Annotated in this window: 19 protein-coding genes; 8 read left to right on the top strand and 11 right to left on the bottom strand. The window is 71.6% G+C overall.

The window, feature by feature from the left end; genetic code table 11:
* Positions 1-222 precede the first annotated feature (222 nt).
* Both WMF34_RS34500 and WMF34_RS34505 read left to right on the top strand, forming a co-directional pair.
* Positions 223-1332 (top strand): STAS domain-containing protein, encoded by a 1110-nt coding sequence (locus WMF34_RS34500; protein ID WP_437990494.1) that lies wholly within the window; start codon positions 223-225, stop codon positions 1330-1332.
* A 223-nt stretch (positions 1333-1555) separates the two neighbouring features.
* On the top strand, positions 1556-2017 hold the full coding sequence (locus WMF34_RS34505; RefSeq protein WP_437990495.1) for a macro domain-containing protein: 462 nt from the start codon (positions 1556-1558) through the stop codon (positions 2015-2017).
* A gap of 113 nt (positions 2018-2130) precedes the next feature.
* Here WMF34_RS34505 and WMF34_RS34510 read toward each other — a convergent pair whose 3' ends face one another.
* The 6 genes from WMF34_RS34510 to WMF34_RS34535 all read right to left on the bottom strand — a co-directional run bounded on the left by WMF34_RS34510 (position 2131) and on the right by WMF34_RS34535 (position 9056).
* Positions 2131-2361: a VF530 family DNA-binding protein gene (locus tag WMF34_RS34510; RefSeq protein ID WP_437990496.1), complete on the bottom strand. Its 231-nt coding sequence runs from the start codon at positions 2359-2361 to the stop codon at positions 2131-2133.
* Between the two features lie 119 nt (positions 2362-2480).
* Positions 2481-2927, bottom strand: a complete 447-nt coding sequence (locus WMF34_RS34515; protein ID WP_012239409.1) for a DUF2147 domain-containing protein — start codon at positions 2925-2927, stop codon at positions 2481-2483.
* A 457-nt stretch (positions 2928-3384) separates the two neighbouring features.
* Positions 3385-3810 carry a hypothetical protein gene (locus WMF34_RS34520; RefSeq protein ID WP_437990497.1) on the bottom strand — a complete coding sequence of 142 codons (426 nt, stop codon included), beginning with the start codon at positions 3808-3810 and terminating at the stop codon, positions 3385-3387.
* Positions 3811-4096: 286 nt separating this feature from the next.
* Positions 4097-5389: a trypsin-like serine protease gene (locus WMF34_RS34525; protein ID WP_437990498.1), complete on the bottom strand. Its 1293-nt coding sequence runs from the start codon at positions 5387-5389 to the stop codon at positions 4097-4099.
* A 943-nt stretch (positions 5390-6332) separates the two neighbouring features.
* Positions 6333-8075 carry a hypothetical protein gene (locus tag WMF34_RS34530; protein WP_437990499.1) on the bottom strand — a complete coding sequence of 581 codons (1743 nt, stop codon included), beginning with the start codon at positions 8073-8075 and terminating at the stop codon, positions 6333-6335.
* Between the two features lie 192 nt (positions 8076-8267).
* Positions 8268-9056, bottom strand: a complete 789-nt coding sequence (locus WMF34_RS34535) for a penicillin-insensitive murein endopeptidase (protein WP_437990500.1) — start codon at positions 9054-9056, stop codon at positions 8268-8270.
* Positions 9057-9278: 222 nt separating this feature from the next.
* On the opposite strand from WMF34_RS34535, the gene WMF34_RS34540 reads away from it, so the two are divergent.
* Positions 9279-10136, top strand: a complete 858-nt coding sequence (locus WMF34_RS34540; protein WP_437990501.1) for a CvfB family protein — start codon at positions 9279-9281, stop codon at positions 10134-10136.
* A gap of 21 nt (positions 10137-10157) precedes the next feature.
* On the opposite strand, the gene WMF34_RS34545 is transcribed toward WMF34_RS34540, so the two are convergent.
* Complete coding sequence (locus WMF34_RS34545) at positions 10158-10625, bottom strand: Dps family protein (RefSeq protein ID WP_157907930.1); 468 nt, start codon at positions 10623-10625, stop codon at positions 10158-10160.
* Positions 10626-10650: 25 nt separating this feature from the next.
* On the bottom strand, positions 10651-11247 hold the full coding sequence (locus tag WMF34_RS34550; RefSeq protein ID WP_012239417.1) for a YqgE/AlgH family protein: 597 nt from the start codon (positions 11245-11247) through the stop codon (positions 10651-10653).
* A 162-nt stretch (positions 11248-11409) separates the two neighbouring features.
* Here WMF34_RS34550 and WMF34_RS34555 point away from each other — a divergent pair, with 162 nt between their 5' ends.
* Genes WMF34_RS34555 through WMF34_RS34565 form a run of 3 tightly spaced genes read left to right on the top strand, consistent with a single transcriptional unit; the run spans position 11410 to position 14585 of the window.
* Complete coding sequence (locus WMF34_RS34555; protein ID WP_012239418.1) at positions 11410-11820, top strand: 6-pyruvoyl trahydropterin synthase family protein; 411 nt, start codon at positions 11410-11412, stop codon at positions 11818-11820.
* Between the two features lie 55 nt (positions 11821-11875).
* Positions 11876-13378, top strand: a complete 1503-nt coding sequence (locus WMF34_RS34560; protein WP_437990502.1) for a DEAD/DEAH box helicase — start codon at positions 11876-11878, stop codon at positions 13376-13378.
* Positions 13365-14585 carry a DUF790 family protein gene (locus WMF34_RS34565; protein WP_437990503.1) on the top strand — a complete coding sequence of 407 codons (1221 nt, stop codon included), beginning with the start codon at positions 13365-13367 and terminating at the stop codon, positions 14583-14585. Before WMF34_RS34560 ends, WMF34_RS34565 begins: the two co-directional genes overlap by 14 nt.
* Positions 14586-14628: 43 nt before the next feature.
* Here the strand turns inward: WMF34_RS34565 and WMF34_RS34570 are convergent, their stop codons facing one another.
* Positions 14629-15678: a PHP domain-containing protein gene (locus WMF34_RS34570; protein WP_437990504.1), complete on the bottom strand. Its 1050-nt coding sequence runs from the start codon at positions 15676-15678 to the stop codon at positions 14629-14631.
* A gap of 221 nt (positions 15679-15899) precedes the next feature.
* Here WMF34_RS34570 and WMF34_RS34575 point away from each other — a divergent pair, with 221 nt between their 5' ends.
* Positions 15900-17009 carry a hypothetical protein gene (locus tag WMF34_RS34575; protein ID WP_012239422.1) on the top strand — a complete coding sequence of 370 codons (1110 nt, stop codon included), beginning with the start codon at positions 15900-15902 and terminating at the stop codon, positions 17007-17009.
* Positions 17010-17032: 23 nt separating this feature from the next.
* Here the strand turns inward: WMF34_RS34575 and corA are convergent, their stop codons facing one another.
* Complete coding sequence (gene corA, locus WMF34_RS34580) at positions 17033-18238, bottom strand: magnesium/cobalt transporter CorA (protein WP_437990505.1); 1206 nt, start codon at positions 18236-18238, stop codon at positions 17033-17035.
* A gap of 320 nt (positions 18239-18558) precedes the next feature.
* On the opposite strand from corA, the gene WMF34_RS34585 reads away from it, so the two are divergent.
* Complete coding sequence (locus WMF34_RS34585) at positions 18559-19884, top strand: hypothetical protein (RefSeq protein WP_437990506.1); 1326 nt, start codon at positions 18559-18561, stop codon at positions 19882-19884.
* Positions 19885-19923: 39 nt separating this feature from the next.
* Here the strand turns inward: WMF34_RS34585 and WMF34_RS34590 are convergent, their stop codons facing one another.
* Positions 19924-20343: a GFA family protein gene (locus WMF34_RS34590; RefSeq protein WP_437990507.1), complete on the bottom strand. Its 420-nt coding sequence runs from the start codon at positions 20341-20343 to the stop codon at positions 19924-19926.
* Between the last annotated feature and the right edge of the window lie 113 nt (positions 20344-20456).

Genomic DNA, 20456 nt, shown 5'->3' on the forward strand with positions numbered 1-20456 from the left:
AGCCTCCGCATCGGAGCTCTCCCCCATGGCGGCGGATCGAGGAGGGCGAGGCGGCATGTTTCCAGTCGGCGCGGGAGCTGGCCCAGGAGGATGGCAGCGCGGCCAGGTGCTCCTGCCGCCGCTCCAGGCCGAATTTATGAGGAGCATCACACGGCGGACCGGCGCCCATTGCGCGCCGCAGCCCGGTAAGCGAGTGTGATACCGATGCAGCTTGCGCAGCGCTTGGCCGGGCTTGAGCTGTCGGCCATCCCCGTGTGGGTCCTCGACGTGGACCGCTCGCGGGTCTGCTGGGTGAACGAGGCCGGCCTGGAGCTGTGGAGGGCGCAGGATCGCGACGAGCTGTTCGCGCGCGATTTCTCGGCGGTGCCTGCGCCGATCCGGACGCGCTTCGAGGCCCTCGCCGCGCAGCTGCGCGAGGGGGGCGTCGTGCGCGAGAGCTGGACCTTCTACCCGCGCGGGGTGCCCGTGACGGTGACGCTCCACTCCTCGAGCGTCGAGCTCGACGATGGGCGAATCGCGATCTTGAGCCAGGCGCTCCCCCCCGGGGGAGCGCCTGAGCCGGAGCTCGTCCGAGGCATCGAGGCGCTGCGCCACACCTCCGTGATGATCGCGTTCGTCGACCCGAGCGGAGACCTCCTGATGCAGAACCCAGCGGCTCTGCGGGCGTTCGGCCGCACCGGGACGTGGAGCGCCTGGCTGGGTGAGCCCGGCGAGGCGGACGCGATGCTCAGGGCGGCGCTGGACGGCGACATCGTGACGCGAGAGATGCTCGTCCGCACCGTGGACGGGGAGCGCCTGCACGCGATCGAGGGGCGAGCGGTGCGTGATCCCGTGACGGGCGCCCTGGGGGTCTTGTTCCACCACACGGACGAGACGGCGCGAATCGGCGCGGAGCGCTCCGCCGAGGAGCGCGGCCGCCTGCTGGACGAGCTGAACGCGACGCTGGCGCTCGTCGAGCAGCAGCGCGGTGAGATCCTCGCCCTCTCCGCGCCCATCCTGGACGTGGGAGAGCGCGCGCTGGCGCTGCCGATCATCGGGGCGCTCAACCGAGAGCGGAGCGCGGAGATCGCGGCGCGGCTCCTGCCTGCGATCGCCGGCGGCGGGGTCGACCGCGTGATACTCGACATGACCGGCGCCGCGGCGCTCGACGACGCCGGCGCCAGGCACCTGATCGAGATGGTGCGCGCCATCCGGCTGCTCGGCGCGTCCGCCATGATCACGGGCATCCAGCCCGCGCTGGCCCGCGCCCTGGTGGCATCGGGCTTTGACGGGACGGGCATCACCCTCGTGGGCTCCATCGCTCAGGGCCTCTCGCGTTCCAGGAAGCGCTGAGCTGGAACCACCGTCGATCGATCTCCGCGACTTCCGCGACATGCGCTGCGACGCGCGCGGCAATTGCGAGGGCGAGCGGAGCGCCTTTTCCTTCACGGACGCCGCGGGCACTGGGCGCCGGGGAACGGTGATCGACGTGTACATGTCTCGTCGATGAGCGCTGCGCGCTGTTCACCCGGGCAGGCGGCGTGGAAACCGACCGCGGCAGTGCTAGGGTGCCCGCGTGCCGACGATCTTCACCAAGGGCGATCTCCTCAACACCCCGGATCTTCACGCGTACGCGCACGGCGTGAGCTGCGTGGGCAACATGGACACGGGGATCTCCGTGACCTTCAAGAAGCGCTGGCCGGGCCTGCTCCCGGCGTTCGAGCAGCGGAGCGCCGAGCGGAGGCTCCAGCTCGGGGAGGCCTTCGTCTGGAGCGAGGGCGGCGACACGGTGTACACCCTCGCGATCCAGGAGAACGCGACGAAGAGGCCCACGCTCGCCGCGCTCGAGCGCTCGCTCGCCGCGATGGTGACGCACGCCGCCGGGGCGGGGATCGCGCGGATCGGCGTGCCGCGCGTGGGCGCCGGCAAGACCGGCCTCGAATGGCTGCGCGTCAAGAGCATCCTCGTCAAGGTCGCCACCGACAAGCCGGTCACGCTCGTTGTCTACGAGCAGTTCGTGCGTGCCCCGGGCGCCTGACTCCAGCGCTGGAGGAGGCGTGGTGCGTCAGGGACGCGCCGCCCGGCTCGCGGTGAGCACGACACCGCGCCGCTCCCGGCTCCCGGCGCTCGGCGTGCGATCGAGCCGGCCGGTCACGGGCTGGGCTTGGCTTTGTCCCGCAGGTAGAGGGCCTCCACCTGCTGCCGGGCCCACGGGGTCCGTCGCAGGAGGTGCAGGCTCGACTTGATGCTGGGATCGTACTTGAAGCAGCGAATGTCGATCATGCGCCCGAGCTGCTCCCAGCCATGCTGCGCGACCAGGTGCTCGAGGATCATCTGGAGCGTGACACCGTGAAGAGGATTGTCGGGCTGGGGCTGAGTCATATCGATGCTCGGGGGGCGATCGCCCCGGAGGGCCATCGCGAGCCCGCGGTGTAGCACGTCGCGCGGCGGCCGCCGCACCCACGCCGCCCGCGCGGCCGACGACCGGTGGATGAGAAGTCTTACTTCTTCAGCCAGGTCTGGGTCCTGCCGAGGAGGGAGATGCCCAAGAAGCCGCGCACCTTCAGCTTCTTCCCGCCCTCGATCGCCTCGAGCTTGCAGCTATAGGTCTCGCCGTTGTTCGGATCCAGGATCGTACCGTCGTCGTACTCGTCGTCATCGCGGACCATGTTCCTGATGATGACGAGCCCCACGATGGGCTTGTTCTTGTCGGCCCCCTCACAGGCGGTACAGATCTTCGGCTTCCCCTTCTCGTCGAGCGGCTGCTTCAAGCTCACGATCTTGCCGAAGATCTTCCCGCCCCTCTCGTAAATCTCGACCACCGACTGCTCGACCCCCTGCTCATCGATCGTCCGCCACTGGCCGGTCACAGGGAGAGGATCCGCGAGCGCGAGCGAGGTGGCGAGGGAGCAGCCCAGGGCGGCAAAAAGAGCCAAGAACCTCTTCATGTCGTCACAACTCCTTTCATCGATCCGCGAAGCCACGGCGTTCGGCCCTGGCGTGGTGCTTGATTCGCATGTCGGTGCGCGCCGCTGAGCGCGACATGCCTCGGAGGGCGGACGGGGCGCCGCGCCGTTTGTTCATCGGGCCGGAGGGAGCGGCGGCGGGAGGCAGGGCTCCGGTCAGAGGGGGAGCCGAACGGTCGACATGGCTCCTCTCGCAGCAGCCCTGCGGCACGGTGGACGTCATTTTCCCCCTGAGGGTACCGAGCGGGTTCGTGGAGCGCAACGGCGCCGTGCGGCCGCGCGCCGGGGCGTTTGGTGGCCAGAGAACGGTTGATTCCACGGGGCTGGATCCCGCCGCGGCCGAGCTACCCACGGCCCGCGCCTCGGCCGCGCGCGTCCGTCCGTGCTGGGCCGGTGCGATCCCGCCTGACCGCCTGCAAAGGCGGTCATGTAAGGTTCTCTATGTCAACCAGCGCGTGCAGCGTGGCCGTGCGGTCGGACCGGTGATGCCCACGAGCCCTTCACCGCGGACAGTGCTTGGCGGCGTTCGCGGTTTCTTCTTCACCCGGCCCGACACGGGCCCGCGCGAAAGCACGCGTCCTGAGGTGCTCCCGTCGGCCCGAAGCCCGCCAGAGCAGCATGCCCCGCGGAAACGAACGCCGGCCCCCGCATAGCGCGCGAGCGGCTTCACCTCGCTCCCGGTCCCGACGCCGACGATCAGCAGCGACGCGGCCTCCTTGTCGGGGAGCGCAGCGGCGATCACCTCGGCGATGACCTGCTGCATGACGCCATAACCCGCCCAGAAACGGCGCACCTGGTCGTCGTAGCTCAAGGCTCGCTCGCGCCCGAAGTCCACTGCATGTTTCCCGAGCTCGTCCGTCTTCATCACGCCTTCTCCTCGGCGGACGGTCGCCCGGACCGCCTTCAGCGGAGGAGTATCACCCCCTCGCGCGGCCTCGACACGGCGGGGGTTTCGATCCGATTGGCGGGGATTTCTGTCGTGACCCCAGCGGCTTCGAGCACCGCGTGCCGGCACGAACGCCGTCGCTCCAGGGGATGAGGTGGCGGCCCGGGTCGTCCACGAGGCGATCGGTCGCCTGCTCGGGCCGCCGGTGGCACCGGAATGGTGAGCCTCGCGACGCGAGAGCGCTGGCCGCTCCGCGCGCTCGCTCCTACAAGCGCTCGATGAGGAAGCTCCGGGTCTGGTCGTCGAAGCTCTGGGGGGCGAGGTTCGCGTCTGCCGTGAAGACGCGCGACTCGGCCGAGTAGCGCCAGAGCCCGTTGTAGAGCGTCAGCTTGAAGCCGGAGGGGACGCGGACGGAGCTGACCCTCTGGTCCCATGGGGTGCTGTAAAAGAGGCCGGAGCCGACGCCGTATATGACCGATTGGCCCGAGAAGTTGGCGTGCTCGTAGAAGGTGACCACGTCGAGCTGCGGGTCCGAGGCGTTCGAGACGACGATGCTCGAGATCGTGTCGCTGAAGCCCGCGGCCACGAGATCCGTGTCCGACGTGAAGACGCGCGCCTCGCCCCCGAAGCTGCCGTGCATGAAGGCCGTGACCCGGAGCCCGGCGGGGACCCTGATGGCGCTCGCGCGGTTGTCTCCGATGATCGTCGAGTTCGGGAGGTCGTGGCGGCCGATCCCGAAGCCCTGCGAGATGCCGGAGAAGTTCGAGAGATCGTGGAGCACCACCCGGCCGCTGGGGTGGACGGTGGGGCCGCCGGCGATCGTGGCGTCGATCCAGGCGCGGTGGCGCGCGACGTCGACGCCGAGCTGCTTCGCGTGCAGGTTCGTGCCGTTCTGCCCGTTCGAAGCCGAGAACACGGCGACCTGACGCCCATCGACGAACCACGGGCCGCCGGAGTCGCCGCTCCAGCCCGAGCCCGTCACGCCCGTCGCCAGGAGCTCCTCGACGGAGTACCAGCCGTCGATGTGGAGGGTCGCCTTCTTGAGCGACGGCGCCATCACGAGCGGCGTGCCCTCGCTCCCCCAGCCGTAGGCCGTCGCGTCGCTGCCGATCGCGACCGACGTCGCCTCGGCCAGCTGGACGACCGGGCCGCTGGCGTCCTCGGTCAGGTGGAGCAGCGCGATGTCGGCGGCGGCCGAGGGCACCTCGACGGCGTCGACCGCGATGCGTTGGCCCGCGAGGTACGTGTTGCTGCCGACGCGCACCGCCGAGGTCTCGCCCTCGTCCGCGATGCAGTGCTGCGCGGTGAGCACCCAGCGCGCCGCGACGAGCGTTCCGGTGCACTGGTAGAAGTCGCCGGTGCTCCGCACGTCGAAGATCTGCACGGCCCAGGGGCTCGCCTCGGCGAGCTCGCCGCCGATGATCGCGGACGAATGCGACCCCAATGCATCGAGCGCCTCGTCGGACGCGCCTTCAATCGAGCAGCCCGTAAAGAGGCCGAGCGCGGCGCCCGCGCACACCGCGAGACCAAGCTGATGACCAAGTTCTCTCTTCTTCATTCTGCCTCCACATCATGATTCCGTTCAGACGATCGTTCGCGCCGTCGGAGTCCGCTCCGCCAGGAGCCAGCGTTCGTCAGCGATCAACGTGACGGGGCCTGTGATTGCGGCGCGCCAGGCTCGGCGACGGCATCTCCGCGCAGACCCATGGGGGCACCGGGCTGAAACCGGTGAAGGGACAGCCGGAGCGGCAGGCCCGGAGGCGGGCATACGAAATCCGCCCGAAACGGCTCAAGAATCGCGTCCAGAGTATGTTGCGCTACCCCGAGCGGCGCCAGGCGGCGATCTGGAACGGCCGCGTTCGAGGCGTGGAACAAGGAGCCGGCATCCCGCCGCACCTCGCCCGCCCCGCGAGGTGACGCTGCGGGCGACGTCGAGCAGCAGCGCCGGAGCGCGCGGCTCGCCAATCTACGGCGTCCTCGCGCACCGGGCCACGACGCCGCGGCTGCGGAACGCCGGGTCGAAGTCGACGCGGAAGGAGGAGAGCAGCTCCGACGCGCCGACGTAGAAGCCCCCGCCCTGCTCGGCCGCGCCGCCGAGGAGCGACCTCTCGGTCGATGCCAGTCCTCGGGGCCAAGGGCGTGGACCTGCCGTCGGCGAGAGCAAGAAAGCAGCGCAGGCGTGCTCGGCAGGAAGGCTCCGCGCCTCTCGGATCAGGCGCGCAGGTTCACCAGCACCCCGCGCTGTAAACGCATAGAGTCACCTCGTGTCATTTCGGATGCCCTCCTGTAAACGTCCGGGCACACGTAGTGTCATTTCGGATGCTCTCCTGTAAACGTCCGGGCACACGTAGTGTCATTTCGGATGCCCTCCTGTAAACGTCTGGGCACACGTAGTGTCACTCCGTCCGGTGCCGGGACGCCGCGGCCATGAGAAGCGCCCCGGGCTTCGCGCCTGCCCTGGTTCGGCGCGTCCCAGCGTCCCAGATCCCTGGCGGAATCGCTCACACGCGGCGCTGGCCGAGCGCCCCCGAGGCGGCCGCGGGGCGGAGGCCCTCGATCAGGGCCGCGCGGTAGCGGTGTCGCGCCGCGGAGAGGCGCAGCGCCTCGCCCTCGTCCGCGATCGACGCCGCGGCCATCGCGGCGTGACCCAGACGCAGGAGCGTGTAGGCGAGGAGATACGCCGGCAGGCGCCGCTCGGGATCATCACCGGAGCGGCGCCGGTACCGCTCCAGGAAGGCGCGCCGGGCGCCTCGCGGCATCCGCCACTCGACGATGGCGCCGGCGAGATCCCAGGCGATGTCCGTGGGGCCAGGGAGGAAGTGCTCGTCGCCGTGCCCGCAGGCGTCCACCTTGACCAGCTCACCCGCGGCGGACCTGCGCCACTCGTGGGGATCCATCCTGCCATCGACGATCACCGGACGCGCGAGCTCCAGGTGGAGCTCACCCGGGAGCTCCCTCCGCATCTCCAGCGAGAAATTGGTGCGTGCCATCGCAATGAGCTCGTCGGCCGCAGGGCTCGGCACAGGGAAGGCCGAAGCGCGAAAGGCGCAGTAGTCGGCGAGGCGCTCGAGCTCCGCGGAGGACAGATCATCGGCCTGGAGCGGTCGGCCAGGGAGCCATGGATACGAGCAGAATCCCTGGCCCTCGTCGCGCGGCTCCGGCCCGAAGCCGGCCCGGAAGATGCCGTATGCCCGCTCCAGACACTCCGCCCCGTAGCGGCCCATCCCTTCGAACTTGAGGATCCGGCGTTCGTCGCGGGAAATGTATTTGAGGCGCTCCATGGACGTCCAGGAGGGCGGCCAGCGCGATTCGTCCTCATAGCAGCGGCGGCGCCACGCCCCGGCGCCGATGGGCTCGCCCGCGTCGCCGGGGAGCTGCGCCCCGCCCTCGGCGCGCTCCGAGCGGAAGGACCGCCAGCGGCGGGCGGCGTCCGGCGCGACGAGCGCGTCGGGATCGGGCGCGCGGGAGCCGAGGAAAACGATGCTGGCGTGCGGGACGCCCGCGCGGACCAGGGCGTCGCCGGCGGCGAGGAACGAGGAGCCGCTGAGGCCCGGCCCCTCGTCGACGACCCAGAACCGCGCTCCCTCGGTAATGCCGTCCTCGACCCAGCGGATCTGCCCGGCGTCGAGCTCGACGCGGCGGTCGTAGGGGTGACCTGATGGGCGCACGGTGGTGCGCCCGGCCCGGATCCCCTGCCCGCGGAGCGCCGCGGCCGTCACCGCGCTCAGCGTCGTGCCGATGCTGCGGATACCGGCGACCCGGACCGGCGCCGGCGGGGACGCGAGCCGCTCGGCCAGCCGGGCGAAATCGAGCGGGTGGAGCGCGTAGAACGAGAACCCCTCGGGCGGCGACGTCGAGACGATGGCCGGGACCACGACGGCCGTGAGGGCCTCGGGCGTGGCCAGACGGCTGGCCGTCCGTGGCCCGACGTCTGGCTGTCCGTGGCCAGATGGCTGGCCGCCCGCGAGCGCGCCCGCGCCGTCGCCGCGGATCAGCGCGGCGGCGAGATCGTCGGTGAGCTGCGCCAGCGCCGAGGCGCTCTCCGCGCCGGTGTCGGCGAGGAGGGACTCGAGCTCGCCTGCGCGGATCAAGGCGCTGAGCACGAGGTCGTGAGGGCGCTCCGCGCCTTCGGGGCCGGCGATCGCCCGGAGGTCGCCCGCGAGCTCGTCGACGAGCCGCCGCCCCGGGACGTCGCGGCGGCCGCTGCGGAACACGTACATGCGGTATCCGGAGCTGTCGTCCATGGCGGGCTCCGCGCCTCACCGCTGCGCGACGCGCGACCCGCGCCGCTCGCGGGCCTTCCCAGCGGTAACGTCATGGAACCAGCTCGTCAAGCCACCGGCCTCGTGCGTGGAGGAGAGCGACGGGCCTGACTCGGTCGCGGCCGGGGGCGGCAGCGCGAGCGGCTCCGGCGCCATCGCCGTCGACAACTTCGCTCAGCGCGGGCGGCCGGCCGCGAACGCAAAATCGATGTGCACGTGCTCGTCGTGCCGCCACCACACCGGGCCGCGGGGGATCGCCCCTGCGAGCGAGCCCAGCTTGCGGCCCGCGGGGCTCGCGAGCAGCAGCGGCACGTACTCCGGCGCGAGGATGATCCGCTGGATCCGGAGCTTCCTTGGCCTGGCCTTCTCGTCCAGCGCCGACAGCAGCCGCGCGAGATCGTCGAAATCGATCGTCAGCTCGCCCGATCGGCCCTGCGCGTCGAACTCGAGGTCATAACCGAGCTTGTTCCAGGGATAGGTCGACACCTCCGCGGGCCGCCCCGCGCCGTCGCGCAGCGGGACGAAGATATCGACGCTGAGCCCGTTCTGGTGCGTGCGGTGAGGCCAGAACGGGCCGCCATCGCGGTGGCCCGTCTCCCCCACGACGAAGCGCCGCCCTGGCCTGGCGGCCGCGCACGCGGCGAACGCCTCTTCCAGCGCGTCGCGAACCGCGCCGTGCACGTACTGGCGTCCGAGGCTGGCGCCCAGGTAGGAATAGGTCACATGACCGGGCCCCGAGGGGCGGAGCGGGTGCCCGTGCAGCAGCCGGCCACGCGCGGGGCTGCCGACGCTCTCGGACGGCGCCGCGCCGTCGAGCCAGACGCGGCCGTGCGCCACGACGAGGGGCGCGACGAGCAGGAGACCGGCGGCGACCGCGAGTCGCTTCCACGCCCGACGGGGCGCGCTCGTCGTTCGCGGAGCCACGGCGGGCGGCGCGCCCCGAAGGACCTGGAGGAGCTTCACCCCGACCGGCTTCCTGGGAGATCGATCACGTCGTTCAAGCGAGAAACGAACCATCGAGCGCGCCAGGAGGAGCTCCAGCTGCTGGCGTTCTGGCGCCTCGGCAGCTCACCATTCGGTGTCTTTCCGGCAGCTTCAACTGATTTGTGGGTTCGGAGCTCATCGCGCCCGAAGAGACGCGAGCGGCCGACCGCGCGCCCCCGCCCTGTGCAAGACTGCGCGCCGATGCCGTACGACCATCTCCTCGGGCGCGTGGTGACCCTGCCGGTGCGGCGCTTCGGCCCGCCGGGCGCCTTCCTCTCGGCCGATCCAGACGACCTTCGCCCGGACGCGCCGGTGCTCCTCTTGCCGCGCAGCGAGGTGCCCGAGGGCGCCAGGGAGGGGGACGAGCTCGAGGTCTTCGTGTACCTCGACTCGGAGGATCGCCCCATCGCCACGACGCGCCGGCCGAAGGTCACGCTCGGCGAGGTCGCCTTTCTGACTGTCACCGACGTCGCGCCCTTCGGCGCCTTCGTCGACTGGGGCCTGCCCAAGGAGCTGCTCGTCCCCCGCGCGGAGCAGACCCGCGACCCGCAGGTCGGCCAGCGGCACCCGGTGGGGCTGCTCGTGGACAGGACCGGGCGCCTCGCGGGGACGATGCGCGTGAGCGAGATGCTGCGCGACCAGGGCGAGTTCGATCTCGACGAGTGGGTCGAGGGTGAGGCGTGGCGCAACGAGCCGGGGATCGGCCTCTTCGTCATCGTCGAGCGCAGGTTCGTCGGCCTGCTCCCCGCCGACGAGCCGCACGCGCTCTCCCGCGGCCAGGCGGCGCGGTTCCGCGTGGCGAGCGTGCTGCCCGACGGGAGGATCGATCTCTCGCTCCGCGGTCACGCGCACGAGGAGGTCGAGAATGACGCGCAGGAGATCCTCGCGCGGCTCTCGCGCCCGGGCGCGCCGAGGGTCGGCGATCGCTCGAGCCCCGAGGAGATCCGGGCGCTCTTCGGCCTGAGCAAGAAGGCGTTCAAGCGGGCCGTCGGCCGCCTGCTGAAGGAGCGCGCCGTGGCGATCGACGGCCAGGGGTTCCTCGTCAAGAGCGCGCGCTGAGCCGGCCGGGCGACGCGGGGGCTACTCGAGCAGGCTGCGCAGCATCCAGGCGGTCTTCTCGTGGACCTGCAGGCGCTGGGTGATCAGATCGCAGGTGGGCTGATCGTTGGCGTTCTCGGCCACGGGGAAGAGCTCACGCGCCGTGCGCGCGACCGTCTCGTGGCCCTCGACGAGGCGCTTGATCATGTCCGTGGCCTTCGGAACGCCGTCGTCCTCCTTGATGGTCGAGAGCGCGACGAACTGCTTGTAGGTCCCCGGCGCGGGGAGGCCGAGGGCCCGGATACGCTCGGCGACCAGGTCCACGGCGAGCGCCAGCTCGTTGTACTGCTGCTCGAACATGAGGTGGAGCGTCTGGAACATGGGCCCCGTGACGTTCCAGTGGAAGTTGTGGGTCTTCAGATAGAGCGTGTACGTGTCAGCGAGGACGCGTCCCAGCCCCGCGCCGATCAGCTCTCGGTTCTTGGCGTCGATTCCGATATTGATCTCCATAGGACTCCTCTCGTGTCGTGAGCTCTCAGGCTTCTCCGATGCTCCGCATCGACATCACTTCGATCGGGCGCAGGCCGAGCAGCGCATACGCCTGCTCCCAGCGCTGGGCCGCCTCCACGTCGAACAGGATCCGCTCGTCGAGGGACACGGGCAGCCACGCGCCCGCGGCGATCTCTCGCTCGAGCTGGCCGGGCCCCCAGCCGCTGTAGCCGAGGAGCACCGTCCTGCGCCGCGGGTCGGCGGCGGCCGTGCCGCGCACCGCGTCGGCCGCGAGCGTGTCGAACGCGCTCCGGGACGACGTGACACGCACCCGGGAGCCCACCGGGATCACGCCCGTCTCCTCGGCCCCGAGCGCCGGATCGAGGCACAGGATCCACCCCGAGCTCGGCTGGACCGGCCCGCCGAGGTAAACCGGCGCCGGGTCCTTCAGGTCGTTGCCATAACCCGCGAACGACAGGAGCTCCCCCAGCGTCATCGGCGCCGGCCTGTTCACCACGAACCCCAGCGCCCCGCCCTCGCTGTGCACCGCGAGGAGCACGACCGTCCGGTCGAAGTTCGGATCGCCGAGCGGCGGCGACGCGATGAGGAACCCTGGGGCCAGCACGCTCGCTTCGCTGTTCATCGGCGATCCTCCCTCGCAACGGTCAACCGGTCACTGCGTCCCGCACGAACCCGTCCGCCGCGGCGGGGGCCGGACGGGGGGCCGCCCCCACCTTACTCCGGCGTGCCGTGACAGGCGATTGGGATCTCCCTCCAGCGCCGGCGCGGCGGGTATAGTGGAGCCATGTACACCGTCGGCGTCCGCGATCACATCATGGTGGCCCACAGCCTCAAGGGCGTGCAGTTCGGCCCTGCGCAGCGCCTGCACGGCGCGACGTACACGGTCAGCGTGGAGGTCGAGCGCGAGGAGCTCTCGCCCCTCGGCCAGGTGGTCGAGACGAGCGCGCTGCGGGATAGCCTGCGCGCCGTGCTCGCCGAGATCGACTACCGGAACCTCGACGAGCACCCCGCGTTCGAGGGCAAGCGCTCGACGCCGGAGCTCATCGCGCGCTACATCCACCGCGAGCTCGGCCGCAAGCTCCCGGTGAGCGCCGGCAGCGCCCTCACGATCACGCTGAACGAGTCCCCCCTCGTCTGGGTGCGCTACCGCGCGCCGCTCCGGGGCGCCTCGGTCATGCCGACCGAGCTGGCCTGATCGCCGGCCGTCTCCGCTTGGCACGCGGCCCTGCCCGCGGCAAAAGAGCGCGCCGATGACCGAGCCGGTCCGCACAGCGCCGATCGTCCTGAGCTTTCAGGGCGGCACCCTCCGCATCGAAGGCCTCGCCCCGCGCCCGGCGCTCGCGCCTTCGCCCGCGCTCGACAGCAGCGCGCTGCCACCGAACGCAGACGAGCGCGCGGGCGAGCCCGACGGCGGCGACGCCGGCGACCCCGCGCTCGATGGCGGCGCGCCGCTCGACCCCGCGTGTCTGCCCGCGTCCTGCCGCTGGGACGCGCGGGAGCGCGTCTACCGCGTGCCGGCGATCGACTACGCCGAGCTCGTCCTGAGGCTCCGCGCCCGCGGCGTCCCGTTCACCGACGCCGCCCGCAAGTACGAGGCGCTCCCGCTCGTGCCGCTCGCCAAGCACGACCCGTTCCCCTACCAGCGCGAGGCGCTCGACGCCTGGGCCGGGCGGCGCAGCCGGGGCGTCGTCGTGCTCCCGACGGGCGCGGGCAAGACGTTCGTCGCGACGCTCGCCATCGCCGCCCGGCAGCGCAGCGCGCTCGTGGTCGTCCCCACCCTGGATCTCCTGAACCAGTGGTACGACGGGCTCTCCGCCGCGTTCGGCGTCCCGATCGGCCTGCTCGGCGGCGGTTACCACGACGTCCTCGACCTGACGGTGACCACGTACGACTCCGCGCACGCCCACATGGACCGGCTCGGCGCCCGGTTCGGCCTCGTGATCTTCGACGAGTGCCACCACCTGCCGAGCCCGTCGTACGCGCTCGCCGCGAAGATGTGCCTCGCGCCCTTCCGCCTCGGCCTCACCGCCACGCCCGAGCGCGCCGACGGCCGGGGCTACGACGACCTCATCGGCCCGATCGTCTTCCGCCGGGAGATCACCGAGCTCTCCGGGCAGTACCTCGCGGCCTACGACGTCGTCCGGCTCGAGGTGCCGCTCTCGGACGACGAGCGCGCCGCGTACGAGGCGGCGCGCGCCGTGTACATCGGCTTTCTGCGCGCGAACGGCATCCGCATGCCCGAGGGGTGGGGCCAGTTCATCCTGCTGAGCTCGCAGTCCGACGCCGGCCGCCGCGCCTTCGAGGCGTACCGCCGCCAGCGCAGCCTCGCGCTGTGCGCGCCCGGCAAGATCGACGTCCTCGCCCGGCTGCTCCACGCCCACCGCGCCGATCGGACCCTGGTCTTCACCGAGGACAACGCCACGGTCTACCAGATCTCGCGGCAGTTCCTGCTGCCGGCCATCACCCACCAGACCAAGGTGAAGGAGCGCAGCGCCATCCTCGACGCCTTCAACCGCGGCGCGCTGTCCGCGGTGGTCACCTCGAAGGTGCTGAACGAGGGGGTCAACGTGCCCGAGGCCAACGTGGCGATCGTCCTGTCGGGCAGCGGCTCGGTGCGGGAGCACGTCCAGCGGCTCGGCCGCATCCTGCGCCGGAGCGAGAACAAGACGGCGATCCTCTACGAGCTCGTGGCCCTCGGCACGAGCGAGCAGCGGGTGAGCGACAAGCGCCGGGAGCACATTGCTTACCAGTGACCTCGTCCGCGTCCGCCGCCGGGGCGGGCTGGTCGTGCCGCAGTACCTCCGCGGGGCGGCCGCCGAGCGCCTGCTGCCGGTCGCGCGGGCGTACATCGACATCCTCTCGCAGCGCGTCGGCGAGCGCCGCGACGAGGTCGAGGCCGCGCTCGACGCCATCGAGGTGCCCGCGCGGGATCGCGTGGCCTCGCTCGGCCTGAGGAAGGTGCTCGAGGACGGCTGCGAGTACGAGGTGCAGGAGGGCGTCGATCCCGAGGCGCTCCGGCGCGAGCTGTTCCACGCGGCGGCGGCGGCGCACCGCGCCCTCGACGTCCGCGCCCGCTTCGACCGGGCCGCCGTGCTCGACGAGGTGGCCGCCCGGCTCGGCACGACGCCCGCCGCGATCGAGGCGGGCCTCTACGCCGACCTGCGCGGCGCCGAGATCCTCCGGCGCGCGGCCGCGGACGCGCCCGAGATCCTGCTCGATCGGTACAACCTGGCGCTGGCGCAGTCGATCCTCCTCCGGGCGACGCAGGTGACGATCCGCATCGAGGGGGAGAGCGCCCAGCGCTACCGGCGGATCTTCCGGGCGGCGCGCTTTCACGGGCTCATCCACGTGGTCCAGGGAGATCCGGTCTCCGGCTACACGATCGCGCTCGACGGCCCGTTCAGCCTGTTCGACGCGGTGCAGCGGTATGGCTTGCGGCTCGCGATGTTCCTGCCGTCGGTGCTCTCGTGCGCCTCGTTCCGGCTGCGCGCCGACCTGCGCTGGGGGCGCGACAAGGAGCCGCTCGCCGTCGAGATCGGCCCGGCGGACGGCCTCCTGTACCACGGGCGCGAGCTCGCGGAGACGACGCCCGAGCTGGACGCGTTCTGCGAGGGGTTCAGGAAGCTCGGGTCGCCCTGGACCGTGTCGCCGAACGAGCGGCTGTTCGCGCTGCCCGGAGAGGTGGTGTGCGTCCCTGACCTGGTGTTCCTGAACGCGGAGACCGGGGAGGAGGTGTACCTCGAGGCGTTCGGGTTCTGGAGCCGGGACGCGGTGTGGCGGCGCGTCGAGCTGATCCGGAAGGGGTTTCCGGCGAGGATCCTGCTCGCGGTCGGCAAGCAGCTCCGCGTGAGCGAGGAGGTGCTGGGCGACGACGAGGCCGGGGAGATCTATGTCTACCGGGCGACGATGTCGCCGCGGGCGGTGCTGGCGCGGCTGGACGGGAAGCGCGGGGGGGCGTGAGCCGTTGCGGAGGGCAATCTGGCGTCCACGACGCCCGCGGCGCTCACGGCTCCACGGTCGCGTACGCCGGCGTCCACGCCCGCTTCCCGTCCGGCCGCGTGATCCGCGCCCGCACGTAGCGCTCCCCGCCGCGGAGCCGGTACGTCGCCCGCCCCTCCATGGGCTGCTGCCGCTCCAGCACGCGCCCGCCGCGCCCGACGAACTCGACGACCGCGCCCGCCGCCGCCGGCCAGACCGAGAATGCGTCCCCGGCGAGCGCGATCCTCCGCAGCCTCGCCCCGGACGACGCGTAGAGCCGTCCCCCGGCGAGCGCGCTGCAGATCGCGGCGCGCGACGCCTCCCGCGAGAACACCTCGATGAACCCGCGGCCGGGCCCCGCGGGCGGCGCGCCCGACCCGGCCGTGAGCTGGTGCAGATCGTCCACAGCGACGCCGACGATCCCCCCTCCCGCGGCGCCGCGCACCGTCAGCACCGCATCCCACAGCGCCTCGTGCGACGGGCGCGTCGCGTCGCCGTCCGTGTACACGTACGGGTGCCCGCTGTGGATCTCGAGGAGCTCCGCCGCAGGCGCCGCCAGGAGGTCGCCGGCGGATAACGACCAGTCGAAATTCGGATGGTTGATGAGCGCCACGCCCCCCTCCGCCCACACACGCCCGATCGCCCACTTCAGCGCCTCCCCCTTGGTCAGGAAGGCGCCCCCGCCGATCGTCGCCCGCGTGCAGAGCGCGTTCACGTGCACGGCCTTCCCCTCGGCCCACATCGTGACCTCCTCGCCGGGGATCACCGCGAAATTCGACGCCGACGACGGGTCCTGGAACATCGCAGGATCGACGCGCTGGTTGTGCTCTGTCAGCGCCACGAAGGAATACCCGTTCTCGCGGTACCAGCGGACGACGTCGCGCGGCTCGCTGTCTCCATCGCTCAGGGACGTGTGCGTGTGGATGTTCCCGCGCTGGAACACCTCCACGTCGAGCGCCTTCTCGAAGCGCGGGCGGCCCGGCGGCCCGTGCCCTCCGGGAGCAGAGCCCGAATCGGGCGAGAGGCGCTCCGCCCTGCCGGCGAGCGCGAGGAGCGCCGCTGCGCCGATGAACACGAGAGCACTCCAGCGTCGGCGCATGCTCATTGCAATGACATGGAGAGTATACAGAACGCCAGGGCCGCGACCAATTCGCGGAGCGCGCGCCCACGCCTCTGCCGCCGCGCGTCACCTCTCCCGCTCTCCAGCGCGCACCCTGTGGTGCGCGCGTGCGCGCCCACCTCCTCTTCAACTTTTAATTACCCCGGCCCACCGGCGTCCGGCGGCATACTGCTCCCGTGACGCCCCCCCTCCTCGCGCTCGTCATGATCGTCAAGGACGAGGCCCCCTCCATCCGCGAGACCCTCGCCTCGGCCAGGCCCCACGTCGACCGGTTCACCCTCCTCGACACCGGCTCCACCGACGGCACACAGGCCCTCGCGCGCGCCGCCATGGCGGGCGTCCCCGGCGATCTCGTCGAGGAGCCCTTCGTCGACTTCGGCGCGACGCGCAGCCGCGCCCTCGACCTCGCGGGCGACGCGGCCGTGTTCACCCTCATGCTGAGCGGCGACGAGCGCCTCGTCGCCGGCGGCGCGCTCCGTCGCTTCTGCGAGGAGCGCCGCGACGCGTCGGGCCCCGGGCACGGCGCCTACCACGTCCGCGTGCGCTACGGCGATTCCGTCTACGACTCCGCCCGGCTCGCCCGCGCCTCGGCCGGGTGGCGCTACGTCGGCGCCACCCACGAGGTGCTCTCCAAGGAGGGCGAGCCGCCCCCCTCGATCCGCGTCCCCGACGCCCACATCGTCCACGACCTCTCTCGCCGAGACGCCGCCGCCCAGACCCGGAGGTGGCAGCGCGACCTGGAGCTGCTCTCCGCCGCGCTGGCCCGATCCCCCCGCGACGGCCGCACCGCCTTCTACCTCGCGCAGACGCTGGAGTGCCTCGGCCGGCACGCGGAGGCGTTCGAGGCTTACGAGCGGCGCGCCGCGCTCGGCGGCTGGCAGGAGGAGGTCTACGAATCGCTGTTCCGCATGGCGCGCACCGCCGCCGCGCTCGGGCGCCCCTGGCCCGAGGTGCAGCAGCGCTACCTCGACGCCCACGCCCACAGCCCGCACCGCGCCGAGCCGCTCTTCGCCGTCGCCTGGCACTGGTACGGACAGCGCTGCTGGCCGCTCACCTACCTCTTCGCCTCCCGCGGCGCCGCCCTCCCCTTCCCCGCCCAGGCCACCCTCTTCGTGGACGCCGAGGTCTACGAGCACAAGCTGCTCGACCTCGTCGCCACCAGCGCGTTCCACGTCGGCGAGCTCGCCGCCGGCGAGGCGGCGCTGCGCAAGGCCCTCGCGCGCCGCCCCGGCGATCCGCGCCTGCTCGGGAACCTCGCGTTCTACGCGCCCGCGAAGAAGCGCTGACGCGCCGCGCTCACCGCCGCCGCTCAGGCGCCGTCGTCGTCCTTCCTGATCCAGCCCTTGCGGCGATAGTACGTGAGCAGCCCGACGACGCTCGCCAGCATCAGGCACCATACGAACGGATAGCCGTAATACCAGTCGAGCTCCGGCATGTTGTACGGCGAGCTCTCGTGGTGGAAGTTCATCCCGTAGATGCCCGCAATGGCGGTGACCGGGAGGAAGATGGTCGAGATGATCGTGAGCACCTTCATGATCTCGTTCATCCGGTTCGACATCCCGGAGAGGTGGAGATCCATGAGGCCCGAGCTGAGCTCGCGGTAGGTCTCGACCATGTCCATCAGCTGCACCGCGTGATCGTACGTGTCGCGCAGGTAGAGCCGCGTGTCCTTGGAGATGAGCGGGTTGTCCTCGCGGAGCAGCGCGTTGACGAGATCGCGCTGCGGCCAGATGGCGCGCCGGAGCGTGAGCAGATCCCGCTTCAGATCGTGGATCGGCTTCGACATCCGGCGCTTCGCGTCGATGACCTCGATCTCCAGGTCCTCGATGTGCTCGCCGAGCCGCTCGAGCACCGGGAAGAAGCCGTCGACCACCGCGTCGAGCAGCGCGTACGCCAGGTAATCGGCGCCCCGCTCCCGGATCGAGCCCCGGCCGGTGCGGATGCGCTCCCGCACGGCCTCCATGACGTCCCAGTCGGCCTCTTCCTGCACCGTCAGGACGAAGCTCTTGCCGACCAGGATGGCCAGCTGCTCGGTGCGCAGCACGCAGCGCTCGTTGACCTGCGCCATCCGCGCGATGATGAGGACGTGCTCGCCGCCGTAGACGTCCGCCTTCGGCCGCTGGGGCACGTTGACCATGTCCTCCAGCGCGAGCGGGTGGACATGGAAGATCTCGCCCAGCCGCTCGAAGGTCGACTTGTGCCCGAGCCCCCGGACATCGACCCACGTGATGGAGGGCCGGTCGTCCGTGAGGTAGGGGATGCACCCGTCGACGCTCTGGATTTCCTTCTCGGACACGACCTCGGCGTCGTAGTCGATGACGAAGATCTTCGGCCGCCGCGTGTCCTCGATGACGAGCGTCCCGGGCGGCGACGCCGGCGGCGGCTCGTGCCCGAGCCGGTCGCGCCTGGGCCGCAGCGTCGTCCGGTCGAGGTCGGTCCTCTCCTGGACCCAGGAGGCGCGCGGCTGCGGCGCGCTGCTGCGCCGCGACTCGGGGGGTAGCGTGGAGCTCGTCACGGGGGCGTGATGGTAGACCAAGATCCCGCGGTATCGAGCGATGGATGACGCGATGGACGACGCGACGGATGACGCGATGGATGAGGCGATGGATGACGCGACGGGTGACGCGCGGGAACGAGCGCGCGCTGGCGCTCGCTCCGCGGCGCCGGGTGGCGTATGCTTATGGGGCCGCGGAGGGGAGATGCTGGTCGGGCCGCGGCGGGGAACGGGCGCTCGCAGGGCCGCCTCTTCCTCCCTGTTCCTGCTGGCCGGGGGAGCGCGCGACGCGCGCCGGCCTGCGCCTCGCGCCGCCGCGCGCCCTGCCCTTCCGGATGCCCATGGGAACGACCCTCGACATCGCGATCGGCCTCGTCAGCGTCTTCTTCCTGCTCAGCGTCCTCTGCTCGGCCATCCACGAGGCGCTCGCCGGCGTGCTCCGGCTGCGCGCGCTCAACCTGGCGCAGAGCATCGAGATCATGCTGGCCGACAGCGAGCTCGACGCGCACGTGAAGCAATCGCCCGGCGCCGCCGACACCGCCGCCCCCAGGAGCCCCCCGCTCGAGCAGGCCATGAAGCGCGCGGCGCGGCGCGCTGTCGAGTTCATGCGCACCCGGGTGATGCCGGGGCCGCTCCCGAGCCCGCTCGCGGCGAAGCTCCGCGAGCACCCGCTGATCAAGGATCTCAAGTACGGCTGGGTAGGGCCGTCCTACATCCCGTCGCACGCGTTCGTGGCCGCGCTCATCGACACCCTGCGGCAGGTCCCCTGGCCCGGCAGCGCCGCGGCGCTGCCCCCGCAGGCCGGCGCCACACCTGCGCAGACCGGCGCCGCGCCTTCGCCGGCGGGCGACGCCGCTTCCACGCCCCAGCAGCAGGCGAGCGACGGCGTCCCTCCGCCGCAGGCGAGCGGCGCCGCGCCTGCGCCGGGCGAGATCGCGGCGGCGCCGAGCCGCGACGAGGACCCGCTCGACGAGCTGAAGAACATCATCCGGAGCATGCCGCCGAAGAGCGATCTCCGGCGCGCCCTCACCACGATCGTCGACTCCACGGTCAAGGACATGCGCGAGGCCAACATCCGGCTGGAGCGCTGGTTCAATGACGCCATGGACCGGGCCGCCGGCCGGTACAAGCGCCGCGCGCAGCTGATCATCAGCGCGACGGCGCTCGTGCTCTGCGTCGGGTTCAACGCCGACAGCATCCGCCTCGCGGGCGCCCTCTCGCACGACGCGGTGGTGCGCGCCCGGCTGATCGCGGCGGCGCAGGAGATCGCGAAGTCCCCGCCCCGCGCCGCGCCCCAGGCCGGCGGCGTCGACCAGAACGAGGACATCATGGCCGCGATCGCCGAGGGAAGCGGCGCTCGCTCCCGGCTCACCGGGCTCGACGTCGAGATCACCTGGGGCGTGAAGGCCCCCGAGCACACGAGCGTTCCGAAGCTCTGGAGCGCGATCGCGGCGATCCTCGGTCAGGGCATCGTCGGCTGGATCCGCGGGGTGCTCGACAGGCTCCTGACCCCCGGCATCCTCATCACCGCGGTCGCCGCCTCCCTCGGCGCGCCGTTCTGGTTCGACCTGCTCAACAAGCTCGTGAACCTCAGGACCGTCGGAAAGAGCCCCGAGCCTTACGAGCCCCCCAAGGGCGCCGGGCCGGACAGCAGCGTGACCCGCTGACCGTGCCCCGCGCTCGAGGGGACGACACGCCCGGCCGTCCTACCACGACGCCGGGTACTCATCGTGGGTTGGAAGCCCTCCGCTGGCGCACCCCCACGGCGCTCTGGATCCCCAGAAGATGTGATCCGTCGGCGACATGGGCGGCGCTGTATCCAGCGAGCCGGCCGGGACGACCATGATCTTGCCGCCGCGCCGCAGACGCGGGACGGGACACCCGCAGTGACTGCAAAACCACTTCCCGAAGCTCTTCGCCGTGGGCAGCTCATAGCGCGTGATGGCCTCTTCCCCTGACAGCCATCGGAGCTGGCCGGCATCGACGGCCAGATTCGTGGCGTGGCCCGTGCCCGTGCCTTTGCGACACCGCGAGCAATGGCAATGGGCCATCAACTTGAACGGCGGTTCGACCTCGAATGTCACCGCCCCGCAAAGGCAACCCCCGTGAATGCTGGACTCGCTCATCTGCTCTCTCCAGGCGCCTGACGCCGCGATGGAATGGGACGCTCAGCTTATCCGATCTGGCCGGCGAGGATCGAGCTCGGTCCGCCCGGCGCGCCCGGAACACGACGCCGTGG

Origin of the sequence: Sorangium sp. So ce145 (assembly GCF_051525985.1) — a bacterium.
Lineage (GTDB): Bacteria > Myxococcota_A > Polyangia > Polyangiales > Polyangiaceae > Sorangium > Sorangium cellulosum_B.

What these genes read in the sequence shown, in the direction of transcription:
- WMF34_RS34555 (WP_012239418.1), top strand. Translation starts at nt 11,410, where the DNA reads ATGTACACCGTCGGCGTCCGCGATCACATCATGGTGGCCCACAGCCTC.
- WMF34_RS34545 (WP_157907930.1), bottom strand. Translation starts at nt 10,625, where the DNA reads ATGGAGATCAATATCGGAATCGACGCCAAGAACCGAGAGCTGATCGGC.
- WMF34_RS34525 (WP_437990498.1), bottom strand. Translation starts at nt 5,389, where the DNA reads ATGAAGAAGAGAGAACTTGGTCATCAGCTTGGTCTCGCGGTGTGCGCG.
- WMF34_RS34585 (WP_437990506.1), top strand. Translation starts at nt 18,559, where the DNA reads ATGGGAACGACCCTCGACATCGCGATCGGCCTCGTCAGCGTCTTCTTC.
- WMF34_RS34530 (WP_437990499.1), bottom strand. Translation starts at nt 8,075, where the DNA reads ATGGACGACAGCTCCGGATACCGCATGTACGTGTTCCGCAGCGGCCGC.
- WMF34_RS34550 (WP_012239417.1), bottom strand. Translation starts at nt 11,247, where the DNA reads ATGAACAGCGAAGCGAGCGTGCTGGCCCCAGGGTTCCTCATCGCGTCG.
- WMF34_RS34540 (WP_437990501.1), top strand. Translation starts at nt 9,279, where the DNA reads ATGCCGTACGACCATCTCCTCGGGCGCGTGGTGACCCTGCCGGTGCGG.
- WMF34_RS34590 (WP_437990507.1), bottom strand. Translation starts at nt 20,343, where the DNA reads ATGAGCGAGTCCAGCATTCACGGGGGTTGCCTTTGCGGGGCGGTGACA.
- WMF34_RS34560 (WP_437990502.1), top strand. Translation starts at nt 11,876, where the DNA reads ATGACCGAGCCGGTCCGCACAGCGCCGATCGTCCTGAGCTTTCAGGGC.
- WMF34_RS34520 (WP_437990497.1), bottom strand. Translation starts at nt 3,810, where the DNA reads ATGAAGACGGACGAGCTCGGGAAACATGCAGTGGACTTCGGGCGCGAG.
- WMF34_RS34515 (WP_012239409.1), bottom strand. Translation starts at nt 2,927, where the DNA reads ATGAAGAGGTTCTTGGCTCTTTTTGCCGCCCTGGGCTGCTCCCTCGCC.
- WMF34_RS34510 (WP_437990496.1), bottom strand. Translation starts at nt 2,361, where the DNA reads ATGACTCAGCCCCAGCCCGACAATCCTCTTCACGGTGTCACGCTCCAG.